Here is a 20,754-nt window from a genome sequence, read left to right as displayed (position 1 = left end):
ACTCAATCACTGAGCGCTTTTAATAGCCTGATGAACCAAAGTAAACAAACGAAATAACCAAGTTTCTTATTTGCCATAGATGCCTAAGACACCACAGTCAAATCTGCATCAAGATGGCGCTACCTGAACTGTGTACAGGATTGAAAAACGCTATGAAAACCAAGCCGAGTTTTATCGCTAACAAGCTAAGCCTAGCTGTTGTCACTGCCATTTCTGCAGCCTCACTTTTTACAACGCTACCCGCTTACTCGGAAGAAACACCTGCGGTTGATCCAGGTGAAGATTTCCCAATTGAAGTAATTGCTGTAACAGGTCGTTTGCGTACTTCAGCATCTGCGGCAGTTGAAGAACGCCGCGAGCAACCTACCGTGGTAGATATCATGGGTGCTGACCAAATTTCTCGTACTGGTGACAGTGACGCCGCTGCTGCACTTCGCCGTGTGACAGGTTTAACCCTAAAAGATGGCAAGTTTATTTATGTGCGTGGTTTAGGTGAACGTTATTCTAGTACTTCTTTAAATGGCGCCGTTGTGCCATCACCAGACCCTACTCGTAACGTGGTTCCGCTGGATATGTTCCCAGCATCTATTATTGAATCTCTTTCTGTGCAAAAAGCAAGTACTGCCAGTACGCCAGCCGCATTTGGTGGTGGTCACGTTGATATTCGTACTAAATCCATTCCTGCAGATTTCTTTTTTAAAGTTTCATTAGGTGGTCGTTATAACACCAATGACTCAGACGATACCTACACTTATAACGGTGGCGGTGACGACTGGATGGGACAAGATGATGGTACTCGCGCCATGCCTAATAGCATTAATGATGTCACGAACATGTATGGCGGAATAAGCCCGATTGATATCGTTACTGGCTCAAACGGTACAATTGATTTTGCCCAGGCGCAGGAAATTAACCGTGGCTTAGCCAGCGATATGTATCGCGATATGACGGTTTTTACTGAAAGCACTGACCCTGGTATTCGTGGCAACATCGCTATTGGCGATCGCTGGGATATCACTGACGATATTATCTTTGGTGCAATGACGGCGGTGTCTTATAAAGAGCAAGCTGAAAACTACACTAAAACGGAAGTTGAATTAGCCGGTGACGCTGACAACGTACAAATTGAAAACTCAAAAGATGTCGTGGGCACGGATTCAATCGTGCAAATGTCTGGCATGCTCAATCTAGGTTTAGAGATTGGTTACGATCATAAAATTCAAACTTTCTCGACTTATTTACGTGATACATCAGATGATGTGTCAGTGGCCATTGAAGAAACTATTGATACCATTTCTGAGCCAAATGCATTGCAAGTTTATGATGTATCTTACGAAGAGCGTAACCTGATTAGTAACCAAATTCAGGGTAATCACTTTTTCGAATACCTATGGGATTTAGAAGCGAATTGGATGTACTCGAATGCGAGCTCTAAGCGTTACGCACCTAACGAGCTTTCATACACTTATAACGTGTTATTTGACGATGCAAATAACATGACCAGCCGTAACTTAAATACTCAAGATGCACCTAAATACGTTTATAGTCGTCTTGATGATAATACCGAAAACTACAAGTTTGACTTAACGTTGCCGTTTGAATTTGGCATGAACGTGCTAAAAATTAGCGGTGGTTATGAGTACTTTGAGCGTACCCGTGAAAGTTACGCTACCCGACTCGGTTTTGATGTTGGCTTAAGCCCAACCGATCCTAATGGCGACATTTTATCGGGTGATTTCGATAATATATTTTCAGATGAAAACATTGCTAACGACAATCTTGATTTAGAACTTAAAGACGCCTCAACCGATACCGAAGATTACATTGCAGCGGAAATGATTGATGCTGGCTTTGTGAATCTTGATATCGATTTTGATGATGTGTGGCGCTTTGTTGCAGGCGTGCGCTATGAAGATTTTCGCCGCGTGACATTACCACTCACACCAGATGGTGAGGTATCGGATGAAGGTGGTCGTTATGACATGGAAGATTACGCTATCGCTGAAGATGGCTGGTTTCCGTCATTATCATTGACTTGGAAATCATCAGATATGAGTCAATGGCGTCTAGGCGCTAGTAAAACCTTAGTACGTCCTGACTTACGTGAAGTTGCGCCTGTGCGATTCCAAGACCCTATAACGGGTTTTGATTTCTTCGGTAATCCAGAGCTTGAAAGCTCAGATATTTATAACTTAGATTTACGCTGGGAATACTACTCAGAAGATGGCGCTAACTTAAGTGTGGGTGGCTTCTATAAAGATGTTGATGCTCCGATTGAAGCGATTCAACGTATCTCTGAAGCTGGCCGTCAGCTTAAGTTCTATAACGCAGAATCTGGGGTGATTTACGGTATTGAAACTGAGTTTTTACATGATCTTGGTTTTATTGGTACTGAAGGCGGTTTCTGGGAAGACTTCTTTGTTGCGGGCAACTTAACCTTGAGTGACTCAGAAATTGAAATCGCTGGCAACGGTGAGATTGACCCAACTAACAATAAACGCCGCATGACAGGTCATTCAGAATGGGTTGCTAACATGCAATTTAGCTATGACTCAGCTAATGAATCTCATAGTGCCACACTGGTATATAACGTTTTTGGTGAACGTATTGCTTATGGTGGACGTGGTGGTTTAGATGACGTTTATGAGCAACCTTTCCATAGTTTAGATTTCACTTATAGCTTCTTACCAACAGAAAGCTTTGGAGTGAAGTTTAAAGTGAAGAATATCCTTGGCGAAACGACTGAATACGACCAACAAGATGTGGTGGTATACGCAAAAGAGCCAGGTACAGAATTCACTCTGCAGTTTGATTACCAATACTAAAATAGTCAGTGGGTAATCTAGAGTGCCAAAGGTACTGATTTTTAGCATTATTACTTCATCCTTTTAATGCTAAAAATCCAGTACATAGTGATGGTTTAATATGGGATCTGGAACATTTCATTTTAGACATTACACGCTTCTTTATTAATAAGACGTTATTTAAGACAGGCGTTTTTAAACAAAGAAGTTATCTGTAAAAATAGCAAGATCAGTGCTCAATTTTAGCGATAATACCTCATCCTTTTATCGCTAAATTAAAGCACTAGGCCACTTTCTTTTGGAACAAGAAAGTGGCCGTTTTGTTTATGGGGTTCAGTCGTTTTTCATATAAACACAGAGTATTAAACAAAGACTAGGCCAGCTAGTTTAAAGCTTTTGGAACAAAAAAGTGGTCGTTTTTTATGGAACTCAGTCGTTTTCTAATAAAAACAGAGTATTAAACAAAGACTAGGCCAGCTAATTTAAAGCTTTTGGAACAAGAAAGTGGCCGTTTTGTTTATGTCACTGAGGCTATTTCGTTGTTAGTGACCAGTGGTTGAGTCACATAACTGCTTGGGTAGTCAGTCGTAGAGCGTTAAAAACAGTTAATTAACTATTTAAAATAAAAAAGCCACTTTATATTTATAAAATGGCTTTTAATTAAGTGATGATAATTAACTTGGGGGAAGGTTAATTTTTTAATTTAACTTATATTCGGGTTTAAGTTAATTCAGTTACTTCTTGAAAAACTCTTCGTTAGTGCCGTAAGGGCCTAAGTTCAAATCTCTTTTACGTATTTCATCAACACGATCAAAAGCATCTTCAGCCACTTTTAGGTTTTTAACATCGTTACGCCAGTAATATTTAAAACCATCGAAATTAGCATTATTAGGGTACCAGTACATTACTCCTAATCCTTCATCTTCTAAAATTGGAGTATTATGAATAGCATTGCCAGGAATATAGAAGTATTGGCCTTTTTCTAGCGGCTGAAATTTGTTTTCTGATAATGTTTTACTATTACCATTAACTACGTAATAACACTCAGGCTGACCATGGAAGTGTGGTGCGTGATCTGATTTACCGCCGTTAGTAATACCAATAACTACTGGAGAGTCAGCTAAGTCTTTCCAAATGTATCCCACTGGAGAGTTTTTGATTTCACAGTTTTTGGCTTCAAGAACGTTGCCATCATCATCTAATGTTTTACAAAAACGTTGATCTTTAGCGATACTGTCGTTGGCTTGGATAGTATTGAAATCAATGTTACCCGCTTCCCACTCTGCGATATAAGCTTCTACTTCAGGGTTGCTACACTGAACAGGCATGGTGTTTTGCGGCGCATGTACACTGCTGTCAAAAGGAATTGGCGTTGCTTGCTGATAAGGAAGTTGCGCATGGTTACATTGTGGACCTTGTGCAAAAGCGGCAGTAGATGCTAGCGCTGCAATACCAAAAATCATCTTAAGTTTCATTGTTAATCCTATTTTAGAACTGTGAGATATAAATTTAAAATTCGTTTTTAATTAATATGGTTTTACTATAATTACAAAAGGAGTAATTTAAGGTGAAATAGATCACGTACCCTTTTGAGTGACAATTTTATTCGTGACTCTTATCTCGCTTTCTTATTAATTGAGAATACCTTCAAATGTTTGAGGTAATTAGCGATAGCTGAGTCGAAATAATTAATTCAGATACCCATGTAAATATGCTGAATAAATAACTCTTTAATAAATTAGTTAATTATATTGTAGTTGTTATTGTTCATTTTTCAGTATCGTCCTCGTTAATGGAAAAAAACTGCATACTGAATTGCAAATATTGTGACTGGCCATTTTCCACCGGCACACTCATATCTGGTCTGTTTTTATCATTGATTGCATATTGACCCACTTCAAAACCCACGGTCAGTTGAGGGGTTAAGTTGGTAAATAGGTTTATGCCAACGTGGCTACGACGAGTTTGCTCTACTTCTGTAGCGGTATGGCCGAAAAATACCGTGCTACGTAAGCGTTGATTCCAAAAATGACGATAGGCCACCATAGCGGATAGCGTCGTTTCTAATTCGCCTTCAATGATGTCTTTGGCCGCATCAGTACCAACATATCGGCCTAAATTGCCATAGTGTAGTTGCATCCGCAGATCATCTTTGCCGAAAGTGTGGAACTTACCCGCCAACGAAATTCCCGTACTGACTTGTTGAGTGTCGTCAGGGTCTAAATAGCGAATAATCCCAGAGGCTGAGACATTACCCCAATCGCCTTTCGTGTTATAACGCACAATAAAATCAGGTACATAATCGTTGCGAGTATCAATCCATTCTGACTCATTATTAAGTGATGGATCTTCGGTAGTGCCATAGGTATAAGGGTTTTCAAGTGCAAATTGCCAATCGTTATAGGTGTAACGCATTAAGGTTTGTCTGACCATGGCTTGACCAACTAATGGCCCGCCTAAATCAGCGGTTTCTGCAAAGGCAGAGGTATTGACTAAGGTTGACCAAGTTTGGCCAGCTATGACATCTTGATATTCAATAAATGCATGCCTTAATCGCGGACTATAAGAGTTTGAAATTATCGCATTCCCTTGTGATGAGCCGACAAAATCGACTTCCACAAATCCACTCACATCACCGGAAGACACTTTGGCGTTGAGCCGTGTTTCTTGTGCGCTAAATTGAGTACGTTTAGTAGGCTCAGATACCGAGCCTCCGCCAGTCCAACTATCTTGAAATGCCACATCACCATTAACATGACGAGCATTCATTTTTAAAAAACCACCCAGTTCAACATCCATGGCGTGTGAAAAAGGCACACCCAAAGATAAACAGGCACACAAAGGTGTGACTATATTCCGTATATTCATAGTTAGTGTAAAAGTTCGACGTGAGCCCAATTAAGCGGTGATGACAACGAGTGTTGCCCACTCAAAATTGATGATTGTTAATAAGGAGTTCCAGCAGAAACATGGGAGTATGAATGTGTTTCTGCTGGCACTCAGTTCTTATCGCTGCAAGTGTTATTTGATGCTTGCAGCTATTTCCTTTCTCTAAGTAGTCTTACTTCTAAGCCTTTATATGGCTAGGGTTTAGAAATAGTAACCGAAGTTAATATTGATACGTTTGTCCCAGTCATTTCCGATTTCTGGCAAACCAACGTGGTCATTATTAGCGGTAGAGAAAGTCATGTTTTTACCAAGAATGAAGTCAACCATGGTGTAGGTGGCTCCAGCTGATATTGCACAACCTGTTACGTTTTGCATACTGTTGTCGTAGCTATCGTCAGCAACGTCTGGGGTCATTAAACCAAAGTCGTTGTAACATTTAACGCTACCAAAATCAGTGGCAAATGTTTTAGCGATGTTTGCGCTGTATGCTTGGCCTTTTGAGGCAATTTCATACTGCCAGCTAACCACTGCGATACCAATTTTATTGTCGTCTGCAGAATCTGCTGCATCGTACTCATATTGCATCGCTTGTAACTGCAGGTTCCAGCCTTTGTAGGTGCTGTCTAAATGCAGTGCTACGGCGTAACGGTCACCCATGTTGCCTGTGTCACTGTTATAGATTTGACCATATTGAGCTGAACCGCCAAATGTTGTCGAGCCACCCTCATACTCTGCGGTATAGGTTTGTCTGAAGTTAAAGCCGTTAGTTTCTTCGTTGTGGTATTCAGTGCCGTTGATTTCGCCACTGAATAACGAAGCTGAATAACGTTTGTTTTCAGTTGCGCTATAAACCGGGTTTTTGTAGAACGCGACGTCTGTATTCCAGCCATTATTATCATAAGAAGCTTTAATACCTACATCGTGGTTATCTTCAAAACCTAGGTAGTAAGGTAAACCAAACCACCAACTGTTAGAGATGAACTCAGGGTTACCGAATGGGACTTTGTTAATACCAAACTGTAGTTCCCACTCAGGGCTGATATCGTAGGTGCCGTAACCTGATTTTATATAGTTGCTACCAGCGGTAAAACGGTATTCCGCATTTAGCCCCCAGTCTCCCTTTTTGCCATCAAACTTAATGGCAGCCATATCAAAATCAAGTTCGCCTAACTTATCTTTATTAGACTCATCGTAGTCTCTGTAAGCGTAATTTACGCGAACAGCGCCTCCGATATTAATGCCATCTTCTTGTTCTTCTGCCATCACATTCACAGAAGACATTGCAACAGCTGTAGCCACCATCGACAACACAAACTTGGCGGATTTTTTCATTCTCATTTCCCTTTATATTTCGTAATTTTTTATATTTTTGTAATTTACATTTCTTCAAACCAGGTGCGATGGCAATCGGCACAAATAGGTGCTTTCTTGGTGTGTTCGCTATGGCAGGCTAAACAGCTTGCCCCTTCGTTGTAATGTATAGATTTATGCGGGTGTGCTTCAGGTACTGCCAAAATTGATTCATCAATTTCAATTGTTTCGACAGTGCCATGACAATCCACACAGGCTGCATCGGTTGTATTGGCTTTTGGTGAACCCTGATGGCAGGTATTACAGCCATCTTGATAAAGCATTTCGTGGTTCACTCGGCCTTGTGTTTTACCTTTTACGGTATATAACTCGCCTGCATTAGCTGTCGCCATAAACGCAGATGATACAAAAGCGATTAGTAATAATTTTTTCATGGTGATTCAGCCTACAGATCAGATTTAATGGTTTCAGAAACGATGATGCCCATTGATAAGCATTCAAGACACGCGGTAGAACTTAGGCGTGCTTCACCATGAATACCGCCAGTTGCTTCACCGATGGCATACATTTTTCTGATTGGTTTCATTGTGCGGCCATCAATGACGCGGCCACCTAAATCTGTTTTTAATCCGCCCATGCAGTAATGCACTTTCGGCCAAATACGTGAAACAACAAACGGTCCAGTTAATACTTCAGCGGTGTCCATTTTTCTATTGAATAATGGATCCGTTCTGTCAGTAACGTGTTGGTTGTATTCTTTTATTGTCTTTTTTAATTCCGCTGCTGGAATATTGAACTGCTTAGCAACTTCATCAAGTGTGTCGATTTTCCATGCCATTTTGTCGCGCAAAGAGCGCACTACACGGTCATCTTCGGCGTAGTTTTCGTAGTTAAACAATACAATCGGGTAAGCAGGACTGTTGTCTTCATAGCGATTTTTCATAATGGCTTCAGAACAGGTCTTACGGTCAGCGCGCTCATCCATAAAGCGTTTACCGTTAAGCACACTGATTGCTGCGCCTTGATGCCAACCAATCGAAAGCAAAGCATTCGACCAGCCGAATCCGCCTTCATCAGGAGAACCCCAATGACCGGTTTGAATCAAATTCATATGAACTGGCAGCGCACCTTTAGCCATCGCTGTTAAGGTGACTTCACCTGTCGCGCCATGAGCATTGGTACAATCTAGTGTTGGATCGAGTGAAGGATCGACTGCTTCTCGCAGTTGCATGTTCTGGGCAAATCCACCGTGCGCGAGGATAACGGCTTTGTTAGCTTTGATATAGATTGTTTTGCCAGTATTGAGATCTGGAAAGCGATAATTTTGTATCACCTTCACACCTACAATCTCTTGACCATCCATGATGAAGTCTTCGATGTAGTGTTGTAAGCGATATTCCACACCTTCTTTTTTACCGGCTTCAAACAATTTAGTGGTGATATCACCACCTGTGCCGTGCTGAGTTCTGATTGCACGAGCTTTGTTGTGGCCACCAACTTGAATGTTAAAGCCTTCGCGGAATTTAACCCCAGTTTCAATACAGAGATCGTAAGAGTCTAATGCGCGATCGGCGATCACTTTTAGCATTTCAACATTTTGCATACCGCGACCAGAAATTATTTGGTCTTTGACTAGCTCTTCTGGCGAGTCATCGTTAATACCTTGTGCTAACTGAATTGGGTTTTTAGGGATAGCTAACCAGCCACCATTAATGGCTGAGTTGCCACCAATTACTTGCATTTTCTCTAATACCAGTACGCTACCTACTTGCTGTCTTTTTGTATTAATTGCTGCAGATAAACCTGCAAAACCAGAGCCGACGACAAGTACATCAACTGATTCATCCCAGTTAATTTCATTACATTGACTTTGTTGTGCACTTGCTGGCATTGCTGCTGTCAGGCCGCCGATTGCTGCGCCTGCGCTTAATTTCAAAAAGTTACGTCTGTTGTGCATTTATCTTTCCTCGCATTTGGATGCAGCTAAGATAAACAAATTACACAGAGCCAAATTTGAACAACATCACGCTTTATTTGGGGGGCAATTTTATTCGTGAAGTCGATCTCGAACATTGTTCACGACACGTAAACGCCGAGATACTTGGAATACAGTTGTAAACAGGACTAATGAAATTGAAGATATGAAGTAACTCACAAACCCCATTAAAAAAGGCCCTTGAACGTGATTCAATCCAGATTATTAAACGGTTTTATACCTATTAAGAGGTGGTAAGGCGCATAATTAAGGAAATTAGGTATTAGGTATTTGTAATGAAGTGTCCGTCTGACGCGTTAACACATCTTAGGTGTGATCAAATTTTAGATGTTGCTGAACTTTTAATTGAATCTCAGGGAATTGTGTCATTTAAATTTTCACAGATTGCGAAGGATGTCGGCTGTTCGACTGGTACTTTGTATAAACTCTTTGAACGTAAAGAAGATGTATTAGTGTGCTTGTTTCTTCGAAGTGCAACGTCTAATTACATGCCAATATTTGTTGATAAAAATCCTGATTTAACCGCTCAAGAAAGGCTACTACTGCCAATTTTATTTACCTTTGAAACGATTAAGCGCAGTAGAAGCTTTTTTACTCTGCGTTCGGTTTCAGTTAATGCGATGATTTGGAAATTGGCCAGCGATGAAAAGGTGAAATTATTCAAACGTCGTATCCATTCTTTTTGGCAATGGCTAACGGATTCAGTCAACCTTGCGATTGCCAATGGCGAACTTGAAGCGACCCCGTTGCAAGCTAAAGAATTGGTTCAGGGGATTACCTTTTATCTAACGGGTTCGTTAACTCAGTTCGAAAGTAAGCTCATTTCACCAGAGTTTTTATCAGATGAGCGTAATACCTATTATCGCCATCTTTCAAGGCTTATGGCGCAGTACAACTGGAAGAAGCCATTAACTCAAGAGCTTTATTTCAGCCTTGAAGAGCGAACGAACGGATTTTTTGAGCGTAACTATAAGAAGCATCTTACCTGTAAAGCTTGCAAAGATTTATCAGAAGCACTCAAAGAGAAAGATAGTGCTTGTTTGGGTTGCCCAAGCAAAGCCTAATTTGAGCTCAGACAAGCTACTGAGCTCACCGTCTAAAATGTTAGTTACTGGCTAGAATACTTAAGCTTTACTTCTTCAATAAGTGCTTGCCATTGCGGGTACTTCTCAAAGCTTTGTTGTAAGTCTCCCCAAGGCGATAGTGTATCTTCTAATACTTCGCCTGAGACATCTATCCCTTGGGTGGCAAGGTATAAATAATAAAAGGCCGATGCGCGATAGTTGGCTGCACAATGTACTAAAATCGACTTGTCATTGTTTTGTTCCATCACACTAAAAAACTGCTCAACATTTTCTATTGTTGGTTGCTGCCAATCGACTTCGATATTTTCATATTTCATCCCAGAGTCGGTCACTAATGCGGGCTCTTCAGACAAGTAGTTCGGGTTATTGGTCGGGATAAGGTTAATCACCACTTCAACACCAGCTTGCTGGAGCGTTTCAAACTCAGCGCTTGTTGGTAAGCCTGCAGTTATCACTTGGCTGCTATTAATTTTTATCGCTTTAATATCATTCAGTTGCGCAGGGTTTATCTGCGCTGCTGCTGGATTAATCAAGGCTAAAGCACTAACCATTGTTGTCATTGCCATCATTCCATTGATCCATTTTTGTAGTTGCTTAAAGCGCGAAATATTAAACGTCTTACTGTGAGTTATTTGCTTGTTCATGGTTTAGGTCCTATTCCTTTAGGATGTTATTGATGGCTAGTAATTCTTGCTCGCTAAAATCAAGCTTATTGAGCGTATTCACCGAGTCGAGGATTTGTGCAGGGCGGCTAGCACCGATTAAGCAGGTCGTGACTGCATCATTATTTAATGTCCACGCAATAGCCATTTGCGCTAAAGACTGTCCGCGTTGCTTAGCAATGTCATTTAGGGCTTGAACTTTAGCGAGTCTTGCAGGGGTAATATCTTTATCTGCGAGGTAGATTTGATGTTGCTGCGCAGCGCGAGAATCATCGGGGATGCCATTAAGATATTTGTCAGTTAATACGCCTTGAGCCAGAGGTGAAAACACAATAGAGCCTACCCCTTCAGCCTTAAGTACATCAGTGAGGCCATCTTCAATCCAACGATCAAACATATTGTAGCGTGGCTGGTGGATCAGTAATGGCGTACCTAATTGACGTAAAATCGCCACAGCTTGTTGAGTCTGCTGTGGTTGATAGTTTGAAATCCCCACATACAAGGCTCGCCCCGAACGGACAATATAATCCAGCGCTTGCATGGTTTCTTCAAGTGGGGTGTCTGGATCCATACAATGATGATAAAAAATATCGAAATATTCGAGTCCTGTGCGTTTAAGACTTTGATCGCAACTTGAGACTAAATACTTACGCGAACCGCCCATTCCATAAGGCCCAGGCCACATATCGTAGCCTGCTTTACTTGAGATAATTAACTCATCACGATATGGCGTAAAGTCTTGTTGATAGATTGAGCCAAAAGTAGATTCTGCAGCGCCATAATGAGGGCCGTAATTGTTAGCTAAATCAAAATGAGTGATGCCATTATCAAAAGCCGTTTGCAGCATATTACGTGCATTGGAACGAGGATCATCTGCGCCAAAGTTTTGCCATAATCCTAATGATAATTTGGGCAATTGAATACCGCTGCGACCACAACGTTCATAAGCCATATTTTTATATCTTTCAGGGTTGGCAACATAATGTGAAGTGGGTTCGTGAGTAATCATTTATCATCCTAAAAATGAAGTGTATAAAAATGGGTTAGTGTAAATTGGCTGGTATTAACTTAAGGGCATACATAAGCATTAGCAACAAAAGTCACCGAGGTGGCAAAGGCTTTAGGTTTGTATAAAAAAATCGTATTGGCGCCTAGGGTACTGGCTTCATTACGCAACTGGTTAATCGCACCTTGGCTTAGGTCTTTATTGGTGATGAACAAGTAATCATACCAATGCCCTTGCGAGCCAATAAGGGTGCCTTTTAGTTCGCAAACATCCATATCACCTTGCTCTGACCATAGTACTGCAATTTCTTCTGTTTGCGGCGCGGCTAAGGTGATACAGCCACTTAAGCTCGTTATGATGGCTAACACCAAGCTCAATGTTAAAAGTCTACATTTACTTTGCTGCATAATTTCCCTATTAAAATTTAATCTGTTCATTTTTAACTAGTTCAATGGCTGTTCAGCTTGTGCTATCTATACTTGTATTAGTTATAGCAAAGATGGCATTGGATTCATCAAGGTGAATCGGGCAAAACTAATGCTATTCATTAGTGCTGTGGCTAATACAGTCGCTAATACAATGGCTATGAATTAAGACAGCTTAACGTATGTTCAGTAGTAATTGAGAATAAATTAAGAATGGTGTCAAAGACATAATAAGGAAATATCCATGAGCACGATAGATTTTGGTCATGAGACAGTGATTAAATCCACTTTTGCCACAGCGCAGAATGGGGCTTTTAGTGGTGATGGCAAATTATCATTAACAGAGAGTCGCTTATGCTTTGAAGCCTCAAATAAAATATTTGAAATGGGCCCATATGAAATTGCCCTGAATGAAATTGAAAAGGTCGAAAAATGCTGGGGAACTGGTGGTGGCGTATTACCGGTAACTGCAGATGCGATTAAAGTTGAGCTGAATAACCATAAAAGTTATAAATTCATGGTTGCTGACTCAGAAGCCTGGATTGAGTTACTGACACATTCATAGTTAATTCTGGCGAGAACTAAACGAGCTAAAATTGAATACAAAAAAGCTGAATCAAATGATTCAGCTTTTTTAGTGCTAGCGAGTAAAGATCGTTAATCTTAAGCTAACGTTTTACTCAATAGAAGAACAGCTTATGCGAACACGTCTTGCAGTGCTGGCACAACTTGTTTCTTACGGCTTAATACGCCATCTAACCAAACACGACCATCAACAGTTGCTTTACCGTAAGCCTGCTCAGTTAAGTCAGCATTGTCTGAAACCACTAACATTTCAGAGCCTTCTTTCATGATGTCGGTCAGTAATAACAATACACTGTGACGATTACCTTCTGCTTTTAGTGCTGCAATGTCAGCCTCTAAGTCAGCTTTGATGTCATCAAAAACAGATAGGTCGATAACTTCTAACTGGCCAATACCGACAAGGTTACCGTTCATGTTGAAGTCTTTAAAATCACGCATAACTAGGTCACGTGCCGGAGTACCTTCAACAGCAGATTTCACTTTGAACATTTCCATGCCCACAGCTTTAAAGTCTTCGATACCTGCGATTTCAGCTAATGCTTCAACACAACGAATATCAGCAGTGGTGCATGTCGGTGACTTGAAGATAACGGTGTCACTTAAAATTGCACACATCATGATGCCAGCGATGTTGGCTGGAATTTCTACTTGGTAGAAATCGTACATCATCTTAATGACAGTGTTTGAACAGCCAACAGGGCGGATCCAACACTCAAGCGGTGTTGAAGTCGTTAAGTCACCCAGTTTGTGGTGATCAACAATACCCACAATTGTCGCTTCAGCAATATCATCAGGCGCTTGCGTTAGCTCAGAGTGGTCGACGATGTAAACTTCTTCACCAGCGTAGCTTTCTTTGAATTCTGGTGCTTCAAAACCGAATCTATCTAGGATGTAGGCTGTCTCAGGTGAAAGTTCACCTAAACGCGCTGCGATTGCAGGCTCATCGATTTGATTTTTTAAGTAAGCTAGTGCGATAGCACCGCAGATTGAATCTGAATCTGGGATCTTGTGACCCACTACATACATTGCCATTTGAAACGCTCCTATAAATTTGCAGCGATTTTAACAAGAAATAAGCGAGTGACCAATAACTAAAAAGCACCATGCATGAAGCTTTTTAGTTATTGAAGTATGATTGGGAAGGTTTATTGCCTCGTAATGTTCCTTAAAGAAAGAAGAATCCGAGCTGTATCAACTTGCTTCAATAACCTCTGCAAGGAGTTTACGGGGGATAGTAGTAGGTGTTCTCGTCATTATGTTTCATTGTGTTTTAATAACTGAGCCGTTAACAGTGAATAAACTGGCAACACAGCTAGTAGTATGAAAGCCACTTTTAAAGTGAATAAATGACCAATCAGCCCTATTGCAACAGGTCCAAAAAGCATGCCGCCATAAGCAAATATAGCTACAAATGCGATTGCTGAGGCTGATCGATGAGGACAGGTTTGTGCAGCTTTCGAGAACACTATTGGTACAATCACAGAGTAACCAATACCAAGCAGTGCAAAGCCGAACAAGGCTAAATAAGGTGATGTGACAGTAATGATAGTGACTGCTCCTGTAATACTGAACAGTGCACAACCCCTAGCAGTGTTAATCGTTCCGAGTCGCTCGATGACGAAATGACCTAACAACCTTGATAACACCATAAATAAAGAAAACACTGCATAAGCCCAACCTGAAAAGCTCATATCAGTACCAAACTCTTGACGCATAACTACAGCGCTCCAGTCTGCAACTGCCCCTTCACCGAGTGCACTGCTAAAAGCAATAAATCCTATTAACGTTAATAATATCCAAGGTAATTTGTTGGTGTTGGTGTTGGTGTTGGTGTTGGTGCTGATGTCTTGTGACGCTGTGTTGGCTATTGATGTGCTTGCCAAGGGGGCAGCTTTCTTAAGAAGGTAATACATAGGAATAAATAGCATACTAATAGACAAGAAATGGACTAGCGTAGTGATATTCAATCGAATGAAAAACACGCTTAAAATGGCTCCAGCACCAGCTCCCAAACTGAACATTGCGTGAAAAAAAGGCATGAGTTTTTTGGTTGTTAACGCTTCGGTTTTAGCTGCCCAGCTATTCATGCCGACATCCATTGCACCATGTAAAAAACCAAATAAAAATAAGCTAATAGTTAGTGTCGTCATAGAGCCACTGAGCGCTAAACCTATAAAAGGTAGGGGATATAACAAGTAAGCTATTTTAGATAGGACTTGTATACCGTACTTATCTGCAATGCGTCCAGCTAAGGGAAATGATATGACTGCACCTAAGGCTAGCACTAAGAGTAAGCCTGATAATGATTGCTCATCTAGTGAAAATTGTTGTTTGAAAAAAGGTACTTTTGCTGCCCAAGTGCCAAATAAGCAGCCATTAAAAATAAACAATAAAGAGACTGCGTAAACTTGAATTTTATGAAGTTGCATAGGTCACTCGAACAATATTAAAGAAGCGATAGTTTGCCTTATTGGTTGGTGGTTAATAAAATAGATTAATTTGAAGATAATATTGGATTTTTAGATGTTTAAGCGATTAGCCAATCATTTACCTTATTTTGCAGCCGTTGCGAAGCATTTGAGCTTTTCGCAAGCAGCGATAGAGCTAGCTGTATCTCAATCTTCAATTAGTTATCAGATTAAATCTTTAGAGGACAAGCTTGGGTATAAAGTGTTTATTCGTGGGCAAGGGTCTGGAGTTCAAATAACAGAAAAAGGAAGTGTGCTATTTGAAGAGTTTATTGTGTTAGAGCGCAACTTTAATCAAGTGGTGTTAGATACTCAAATAAATCAAAGCATGACATTTTTAGACATGACTGCGCCAATTGATATTGGGGTAAAAATTGTCACACCTGCTATTTCAAACTTAGTACATGCGGGTGTCACAGTGAACTTGGACTTAAGTGATAAGGTCGTTGAGTTTAAAAAGAGTGCTTTTGATTTTTCAATTCGCAATAACACCAATGAAGAAGGCTTAGAATATTTACCATTATTTACTGCTAAGAATGTACTGGTTTGCAGTAAAATTTATGCTGAACAATACAAGTTATCATCGGCACTGCAAATAAATGAGCAACACCGTTTAATTGTTCGTCATGCACAAAGAAGTAAAAGTTGGAATGGCTTGCTAGCAAGTGCAGGTAAAGCTTTAGAACAACATCAGAACAAGTTAGTGATTAGCAACAGTCATGGTATTTATCAAGCGATGAGTGACCACATAGGCATCGCCATTCTTCCTGAGTATTTTATTGAAACAAGTAAGTTCGATGACTTGTTTATTTTTTCGGACCCAATAATTGAAACTCAATATTTTCTGGCTTTTCAGCCCTCTTATATAGCCTCGAGGTGGGCTGGTAAACTCAAAGACTCTATCCATAAATATTTTGAGTTGCATTAAAAAATGCATCGTGTCGAGGTTTGTAGCTGAATGATTAGTCACTTATTATATTTCTATTAATATGCTTTATTTTACTATCCTGCTGAAAATATTATCCAAATGTTGGAGCGCTACCACTACTCTATTATATAGCTTCTGAACTTCAATTGATTCAAAACTTGCTATGGCTTCGGTTTACTTGTTAAGGCATAACTGAGCTTTATTGGATACCCGCGTAATCACGCGCAACCGTCTTCTAATTCTGTAATGTTATCAAAGTTTAATTATTATATGGCTTGTACTGCAATTAGCGATAAATTGCCTCTGTGGAAAACTAGTCATAATATGCCGACCGTCATCGTTAAAAGGCATGCAAACATGGTGAAGGAATACTGCAAAAAGTAAAATAACCTCGAGTAAAACAGTTCTGATAACATTGGAGTGTAATTAAGATTTAGTTGTCCAAAATTGTGACCCTATTTTTATCAACCCAACCCAACCCAACCCAACCCAACCCAACCCAACCCAACCCAACCCAACCCAACCCAACCCAACCCAATTCAATTCAACTCAATTCATTACCCCTTGAAGAAAAAATATTGAGCCTTCCTTTATAGCTAACACCGTAAATCACTTTTTGAACAGTTTGCTTAAGTTCTAGTGCAAAGCAAGTTTCACTGAAGGTTAAAACCCTGTACCGACATTGATGTACCAAGCGGTATCTTCGGGGCCTTTTGCTACATCAACACCCATGTGTAGGCCATATCGGCGGGCGATGGTGTAACGAAAACCTGCTCCATAGGCGGTTTGCTCGTCGCTTTCCCACATGTCGCTATGACTGTCGCCAGCAAGACCGCTGCCAACAAACGACAGTACCATCCAACGTGGTGTTATTCGCCACATTAATTCAACTTCACCAGTTGATACCGCTTCGCCTTGATAGCGATTGCGGGGAATGCCGCGCATTTCAATGTAGGGATAGGTAAATACCGGTAAGCGAGTGTCGCTGCTGATGGTTTGGTAGTTCAGCTTAACCCCAAGAGTGATACTTTTACTCATTGGCCAGTAATTAATGCCTGTGGCTTTAACGGTTTGGTAGTCGTAATCACTGCCAATAGCAGTATTAAACCAGTCGTATTCGAGGGTGTAATCATACCCTTGGGTAGGCATAAAAAAATTGTTCAAACTGTCGTATTGCAGTACCGCGCCAAGAGATGAAACAGTAGGTGATGGATCTATGATGTCGGTGAGTCTGTCGACTAATTCGGGTGGCAATAAACTCGTGTCATTATTGCTGGCTAAATCTACTTTGGCGTATTTCTGAGTGACACCTAAAAAAAGCGGGCTATCAAATAGTCTAAACTGTACTTTCTGCATAAAGCCGTAGCCTTGCATATTCAAATCTAAGGCTAAGTCTTCGGCAAAATCTGACTGGCTGTAAAAGTTCATGTTTACGTCTCCATAACCGCCGCCAACCACGTAACGAATATGATCTTGTTGCCAAGTTTCTCTGTGCCCTAAAAAGCCAAACTTTGAGCCGTTGTCTGTTGCACCAATACCTGCAGCTGAAATCCCTGGGGTAAGCAACTGGGCGCCGCCGTCAACTGAGTCTTTAGCCACTTGTTGACGCTTGGCAGTTTGCTCAGGACTCTCATGGAGGAAAATCCCCATCAGCAGTAACCCTGCGCCTACTGAAGGCTCGGTGATAATACTGGGTACTGGTAAGAAGCCGTAGGCGTTCTCGGCCAAGTACTCGCCAGCATCGAAATAGCCATCAATGGGATCGATAAAGCTGGTGCTGGCAGATGCTAAGTTACTGAGTAACAAGGAGCTTGCGATGGCGAATGGTAAACTTGATTTCATTGTCGTGATTTCCGTATAGCACAACGATATTAATAACTTTTGGGTTGTTTACTCAATTTCGGTACTCGTTTGTTCTAAAGCAGTTAACTAAAACTACTAACTAAAGCTAGTAACTAAAATTAGCAATTAAAACTGAGCACTATAATTGATTGCTATAACTGATGCGGTAAATCGCATCAGCGGCATCGTCTGAGACGAGTAGAGAACCATCCGGCATAGTAAGCACGGCAACAGGTCTTCCCCAACTTTGCTCACCTTGGAGCCAGCCTGTGGCAAATGGTTGGTAGTCTTTGACTTTATTACCATCGAGGGTAACTTGCATGACACGGTAACCTACCTTACTACTGCGATTCCAAGAGCCGTGTTGGGCGATAAAAATACTGCCTTGATACTCAGCAGGGAACAGCTTTCCAAGGTAAAACTCCATTCCCAATGCGGCTACATGAGCGCCAAGATTGAGCTCTGGCGGTGTATTGAGTTTGGCTTTTTCAGCATCATAAAATTCAGGGTCTTTAATGTCAGCGTTATGAACGTAAGGGAAACCAAAATGCTGACCTTTTTTACTAACACGGTTTAGTTCATCATCAGGTAAATCATCACCCATCATGTCGCGGCCATTATCAGTAAACCATAGCTCCCCTGTGTCGGGGTGAAAGTCAAAGCCGACACTGTTGCGCACGCCCTGAGCGACTGTGACGGTTTGCTTGGTATCGACATTAAGTTTTAAAATTGATGAGTAGGGCAGTGGATCATCACACACATTACAAGGCGCGCCGATAGGGACATATAGCTTACCGTCTGGGCCAAATTTGATGTTCTTCCAACCGTGATGCGCTTTGTTAGGCAGTTTATCGTAAACCAATTCAGGCTCTGGGATCTTAGGTAAGCTGTTTTCGATATTGTTGTAGCGCCATATCTTATCTACTTCGGCGACATATAAATCACCATTATGAAAGGCAAGGCCTGATGGCAAGAATAAGTCTTTAGCGATGATAATTTGCTGGTCGGCTTGATTGTCTTTATTGCTATCAATAAGGGCATAAACATTACCTGCACGGCGACTGCCAACAAACAAGGTGCCATTATCGCCGAGTGCCATTTGGCGGGCGTTTTTAACATTCTCCGCATAGAGTTCAATGCTAAACCCTTCTGGTAGCTTAATTTTATCTAGCGGTAGGGCATGGGCTGTAATTGACATGCTAAGGTTAAGCCCTAAGCCGCAGATAAGTGATTTAACCAAAACGGACATATTGTTCATGTTATTCATCCCTGTGCTGAAAAAGCCAATTCAATCTATTCAATACAATACAATTCAATCCAAGCCAAACTATTCAATTCAATTTATTCAGTTCAATATTAGTAGCGCTGTTATTATTTCTATTTTAATAAAATGATTAAAAATCAGACTCCATACTAGCTGATTTCGTTAGATAAGGAAGTGAAATAAGGGGCTTTTTTGTCTCTGTAAAACTCAGCGTTTAAGGATTGCACCTATTAAGAAAACGGCTTTTCAGGCACAATAGCGCCCAATTATCGGTAATCGACTTTTTAGGGGATCTAAATGACGCAAATCACTATTACTACGCCGGACGATTGGCACCTTCATTTTCGTGATGGAGACATGCTAAAAGAAACCGTACCAGCAACAGCGCGTTTATTTAAGCGTGCGATTGTGATGCCAAATTTAGTACCTCCTGTGACTGACGCAGCGATGGTGTCAGCCTACCGTGAACGCATTTTAGCGGCGCGTCCTGCTGGCAGTTCATTCGAGCCATTAATGACATTGTTCTTAACCAACAACACCACAGCGCAAGATATCATTGATGCCAAAGCGGCGGGTGTGGTTGCAGCAAAGCTATATCCAGCGGGTGCTACCACTAACTCTGATGCAGCAGTTAAAGCATTAGATGCATTATTTCCAATCTTTGAAGTGATGGCTGAACAGGGTATGTTATTGCTGGTTCACGGTGAAGTGACTGAGTCACACATTGATATCTTTGATCGCGAAAAAGTGTTTATCGATCGCTACATGGCGCGTATTGTTGCGGCTATGCCAAACCTTAAAATCGTGTTCGAGCACATCACCACTAAAGATGCGGCAGAGTTTGTAGCAGATGCCCCAAGTAACATAGCAGCGACGATTACCCCGCAGCATTTATTGCTAAACCGTAACGACTTATTGGTTGGCGGTGTGCGTCCACATAACTTCTGCTTACCTGTACTTAAGCGCAATATTCATCAGCAAGCATTGCAAGCTGCAGTGGCAACTGGCTCAAGCAAGTTTTTCCTAGGTACAGATTCTGCGCCACATGAAAAACACCGCAAAGAATCAGCTTGTGGCTGTGCAGGCTGTTACAGCGCATGGAGTGCACTAGAGCTTTACGCACAAGTATTTGATGACTTAGGTGCACTAGATAAATTAGAAGGATTTGCCAGCTTACACGGCGCCGATTTTTACGGCCTACCGCGTAACACAGGTACAGTGACCTTAGTGAAAGAAAGCTGGACAGTGCCTGAGCAAATCATCTTGCCAAATGACAACCCAATCGTGCCATTCTTTGCGGGCGAAACGGTTAACTGGAAAGTCAAAACAGCTTAAGGTCTTTTACTTATTCATTAAAAACCAGCAGATATGCTGGTTTTTTATTGCCTGTATTAAACCGTGATTATTAGATTGAGTTGGAATTAAGTAGTTATAAAAGGTGTTTTTGTTGATTTTGATGAGTTGTATATATTCTTTTTGATAATTGCTA

17 protein-coding genes are annotated in these 20,754 nt (G+C 41.1%); 5 read left to right on the top strand and 12 right to left on the bottom strand.

Annotated features, from left to right (window positions below; translation table 11 throughout):
- The first annotated feature begins 152 nt into the window (after positions 1-152).
- Positions 153-2,825, top strand: a complete 2,673-nt coding sequence (locus AC0L4E_RS15870) for a TonB-dependent receptor domain-containing protein (RefSeq protein ID WP_473680040.1) — start codon at positions 153-155, stop codon at positions 2,823-2,825.
- A gap of 713 nt (positions 2,826-3,538) precedes the next feature.
- Here AC0L4E_RS15870 and AC0L4E_RS15865 read toward each other — a convergent pair.
- The 5 genes from AC0L4E_RS15865 to AC0L4E_RS15845 form a co-directional block, all read right to left on the bottom strand.
- The gene (locus tag AC0L4E_RS15865; RefSeq protein WP_473680038.1) at positions 3,539-4,279 is read right to left on the bottom strand and encodes a cupin domain-containing protein; all 741 of its coding nucleotides are present in this window, start codon (positions 4,277-4,279) and stop codon (positions 3,539-3,541) included.
- Between the two features lie 292 nt (positions 4,280-4,571).
- Positions 4,572-5,672, bottom strand: a complete 1,101-nt coding sequence (locus AC0L4E_RS15860) for a hypothetical protein (protein ID WP_473680036.1) — start codon at positions 5,670-5,672, stop codon at positions 4,572-4,574.
- 222 nt (positions 5,673-5,894) lie between these two features.
- The gene (locus AC0L4E_RS15855; protein ID WP_473680034.1) at positions 5,895-7,025 is read right to left on the bottom strand and encodes a porin family protein; all 1,131 of its coding nucleotides are present in this window, start codon (positions 7,023-7,025) and stop codon (positions 5,895-5,897) included.
- Positions 7,026-7,069: 44 nt separating this feature from the next.
- Complete coding sequence (locus AC0L4E_RS15850) at positions 7,070-7,438, bottom strand: cytochrome c3 family protein (RefSeq protein WP_473680032.1); 369 nt, start codon at positions 7,436-7,438, stop codon at positions 7,070-7,072.
- Positions 7,439-7,449: 11 nt separating this feature from the next.
- The gene (locus tag AC0L4E_RS15845) at positions 7,450-8,961 is read right to left on the bottom strand and encodes a flavocytochrome c (RefSeq protein WP_473680030.1); all 1,512 of its coding nucleotides are present in this window, start codon (positions 8,959-8,961) and stop codon (positions 7,450-7,452) included.
- A gap of 314 nt (positions 8,962-9,275) precedes the next feature.
- Between AC0L4E_RS15845 and AC0L4E_RS15840 the strand changes: the two genes are divergently transcribed.
- A complete protein-coding gene (locus AC0L4E_RS15840) occupies positions 9,276-10,064 on the top strand; it encodes a TetR/AcrR family transcriptional regulator (RefSeq protein WP_473680028.1) in 789 nt (262 codons plus the stop codon).
- A 44-nt stretch (positions 10,065-10,108) separates the two neighbouring features.
- On the opposite strand, the gene AC0L4E_RS15835 is transcribed toward AC0L4E_RS15840, so the two are convergent.
- From AC0L4E_RS15835 to AC0L4E_RS15825, 3 genes are read right to left on the bottom strand one after another with little or no spacing between them, the layout of a single operon-like run.
- Positions 10,109-10,729, bottom strand: a complete 621-nt coding sequence (locus AC0L4E_RS15835) for a protein tyrosine phosphatase family protein (protein WP_473680026.1) — start codon at positions 10,727-10,729, stop codon at positions 10,109-10,111.
- A 10-nt stretch (positions 10,730-10,739) separates the two neighbouring features.
- Positions 10,740-11,756, bottom strand: a complete 1,017-nt coding sequence (mgrA, locus tag AC0L4E_RS15830; protein ID WP_473680024.1) for an L-glyceraldehyde 3-phosphate reductase — start codon at positions 11,754-11,756, stop codon at positions 10,740-10,742.
- Positions 11,757-11,815: 59 nt separating this feature from the next.
- Complete coding sequence (locus AC0L4E_RS15825) at positions 11,816-12,160, bottom strand: DUF4156 domain-containing protein (RefSeq protein ID WP_473680022.1); 345 nt, start codon at positions 12,158-12,160, stop codon at positions 11,816-11,818.
- Between the two features lie 262 nt (positions 12,161-12,422).
- Between AC0L4E_RS15825 and AC0L4E_RS15820 the strand changes: the two genes are divergently transcribed.
- Positions 12,423-12,743: a GRAM domain-containing protein gene (locus AC0L4E_RS15820; protein ID WP_473680020.1), complete on the top strand. Its 321-nt coding sequence runs from the start codon at positions 12,423-12,425 to the stop codon at positions 12,741-12,743.
- 131 nt (positions 12,744-12,874) lie between these two features.
- Here the strand turns inward: AC0L4E_RS15820 and AC0L4E_RS15815 are convergent, their stop codons facing one another.
- Both AC0L4E_RS15815 and AC0L4E_RS15810 read right to left on the bottom strand, forming a co-directional pair.
- Positions 12,875-13,795 carry a manganese-dependent inorganic pyrophosphatase gene (locus AC0L4E_RS15815; RefSeq protein WP_473680018.1) on the bottom strand — a complete coding sequence of 307 codons (921 nt, stop codon included), beginning with the start codon at positions 13,793-13,795 and terminating at the stop codon, positions 12,875-12,877.
- Between the two features lie 221 nt (positions 13,796-14,016).
- On the bottom strand, positions 14,017-15,192 hold the full coding sequence (locus tag AC0L4E_RS15810; protein WP_473680016.1) for an MFS transporter: 1,176 nt from the start codon (positions 15,190-15,192) through the stop codon (positions 14,017-14,019).
- 94 nt (positions 15,193-15,286) lie between these two features.
- Between AC0L4E_RS15810 and AC0L4E_RS15805 the strand changes: the two genes are divergently transcribed.
- Positions 15,287-16,159, top strand: a complete 873-nt coding sequence (locus tag AC0L4E_RS15805; RefSeq protein WP_473680014.1) for a LysR family transcriptional regulator — start codon at positions 15,287-15,289, stop codon at positions 16,157-16,159.
- Between the two features lie 663 nt (positions 16,160-16,822).
- Here AC0L4E_RS15805 and AC0L4E_RS15800 read toward each other — a convergent pair.
- Both AC0L4E_RS15800 and AC0L4E_RS15795 read right to left on the bottom strand, forming a co-directional pair.
- The gene (locus AC0L4E_RS15800; protein ID WP_473680012.1) at positions 16,823-18,001 is read right to left on the bottom strand and encodes a BamA/TamA family outer membrane protein; all 1,179 of its coding nucleotides are present in this window, start codon (positions 17,999-18,001) and stop codon (positions 16,823-16,825) included.
- Between the two features lie 139 nt (positions 18,002-18,140).
- Positions 18,141-19,250, bottom strand: coding sequence for a PQQ-dependent sugar dehydrogenase (locus AC0L4E_RS15795; protein WP_473681700.1), 1,110 nt, complete (start codon positions 19,248-19,250; stop codon positions 18,141-18,143).
- 312 nt (positions 19,251-19,562) lie between these two features.
- Here AC0L4E_RS15795 and pyrC point away from each other — a divergent pair, with 312 nt between their 5' ends.
- On the top strand, positions 19,563-20,600 hold the full coding sequence (gene pyrC / locus AC0L4E_RS15790; protein WP_473680010.1) for a dihydroorotase: 1,038 nt from the start codon (positions 19,563-19,565) through the stop codon (positions 20,598-20,600).
- Positions 20,601-20,754: the final 154 nt, after the last annotated feature.

This window comes from Shewanella sp. GJ50-10 (assembly GCF_055808815.1).
Note: the sequence above shows the minus strand (reverse complement) of the source record. Positions and strands in the feature narration are given on the sequence as shown.

Coding starts and splice junctions, on each gene's coding strand:
- AC0L4E_RS15870 (WP_473680040.1), top strand. CDS start 153: ATGAAAACCAAGCCGAGTTTTATCGCTAACAAGCTAAGCCTAGCTGTT.
- AC0L4E_RS15865 (WP_473680038.1), bottom strand. CDS start 4,279: ATGAAACTTAAGATGATTTTTGGTATTGCAGCGCTAGCATCTACTGCC.
- AC0L4E_RS15860 (WP_473680036.1), bottom strand. CDS start 5,672: ATGAATATACGGAATATAGTCACACCTTTGTGTGCCTGTTTATCTTTG.
- AC0L4E_RS15855 (WP_473680034.1), bottom strand. CDS start 7,025: ATGAAAAAATCCGCCAAGTTTGTGTTGTCGATGGTGGCTACAGCTGTT.
- AC0L4E_RS15850 (WP_473680032.1), bottom strand. CDS start 7,438: ATGAAAAAATTATTACTAATCGCTTTTGTATCATCTGCGTTTATGGCG.
- AC0L4E_RS15845 (WP_473680030.1), bottom strand. CDS start 8,961: ATGCACAACAGACGTAACTTTTTGAAATTAAGCGCAGGCGCAGCAATC.
- AC0L4E_RS15840 (WP_473680028.1), top strand. CDS start 9,276: ATGAAGTGTCCGTCTGACGCGTTAACACATCTTAGGTGTGATCAAATT.
- AC0L4E_RS15835 (WP_473680026.1), bottom strand. CDS start 10,729: ATGAACAAGCAAATAACTCACAGTAAGACGTTTAATATTTCGCGCTTT.
- mgrA (WP_473680024.1), bottom strand. CDS start 11,756: ATGATTACTCACGAACCCACTTCACATTATGTTGCCAACCCTGAAAGA.
- AC0L4E_RS15825 (WP_473680022.1), bottom strand. CDS start 12,160: ATGCAGCAAAGTAAATGTAGACTTTTAACATTGAGCTTGGTGTTAGCC.
- AC0L4E_RS15820 (WP_473680020.1), top strand. CDS start 12,423: ATGAGCACGATAGATTTTGGTCATGAGACAGTGATTAAATCCACTTTT.
- AC0L4E_RS15815 (WP_473680018.1), bottom strand. CDS start 13,795: ATGGCAATGTATGTAGTGGGTCACAAGATCCCAGATTCAGATTCAATC.
- AC0L4E_RS15810 (WP_473680016.1), bottom strand. CDS start 15,192: ATGCAACTTCATAAAATTCAAGTTTACGCAGTCTCTTTATTGTTTATT.
- AC0L4E_RS15805 (WP_473680014.1), top strand. CDS start 15,287: ATGTTTAAGCGATTAGCCAATCATTTACCTTATTTTGCAGCCGTTGCG.
- AC0L4E_RS15800 (WP_473680012.1), bottom strand. CDS start 18,001: ATGAAATCAAGTTTACCATTCGCCATCGCAAGCTCCTTGTTACTCAGT.
- AC0L4E_RS15795 (WP_473681700.1), bottom strand. CDS start 19,250: ATGTCCGTTTTGGTTAAATCACTTATCTGCGGCTTAGGGCTTAACCTT.
- pyrC (WP_473680010.1), top strand. CDS start 19,563: ATGACGCAAATCACTATTACTACGCCGGACGATTGGCACCTTCATTTT.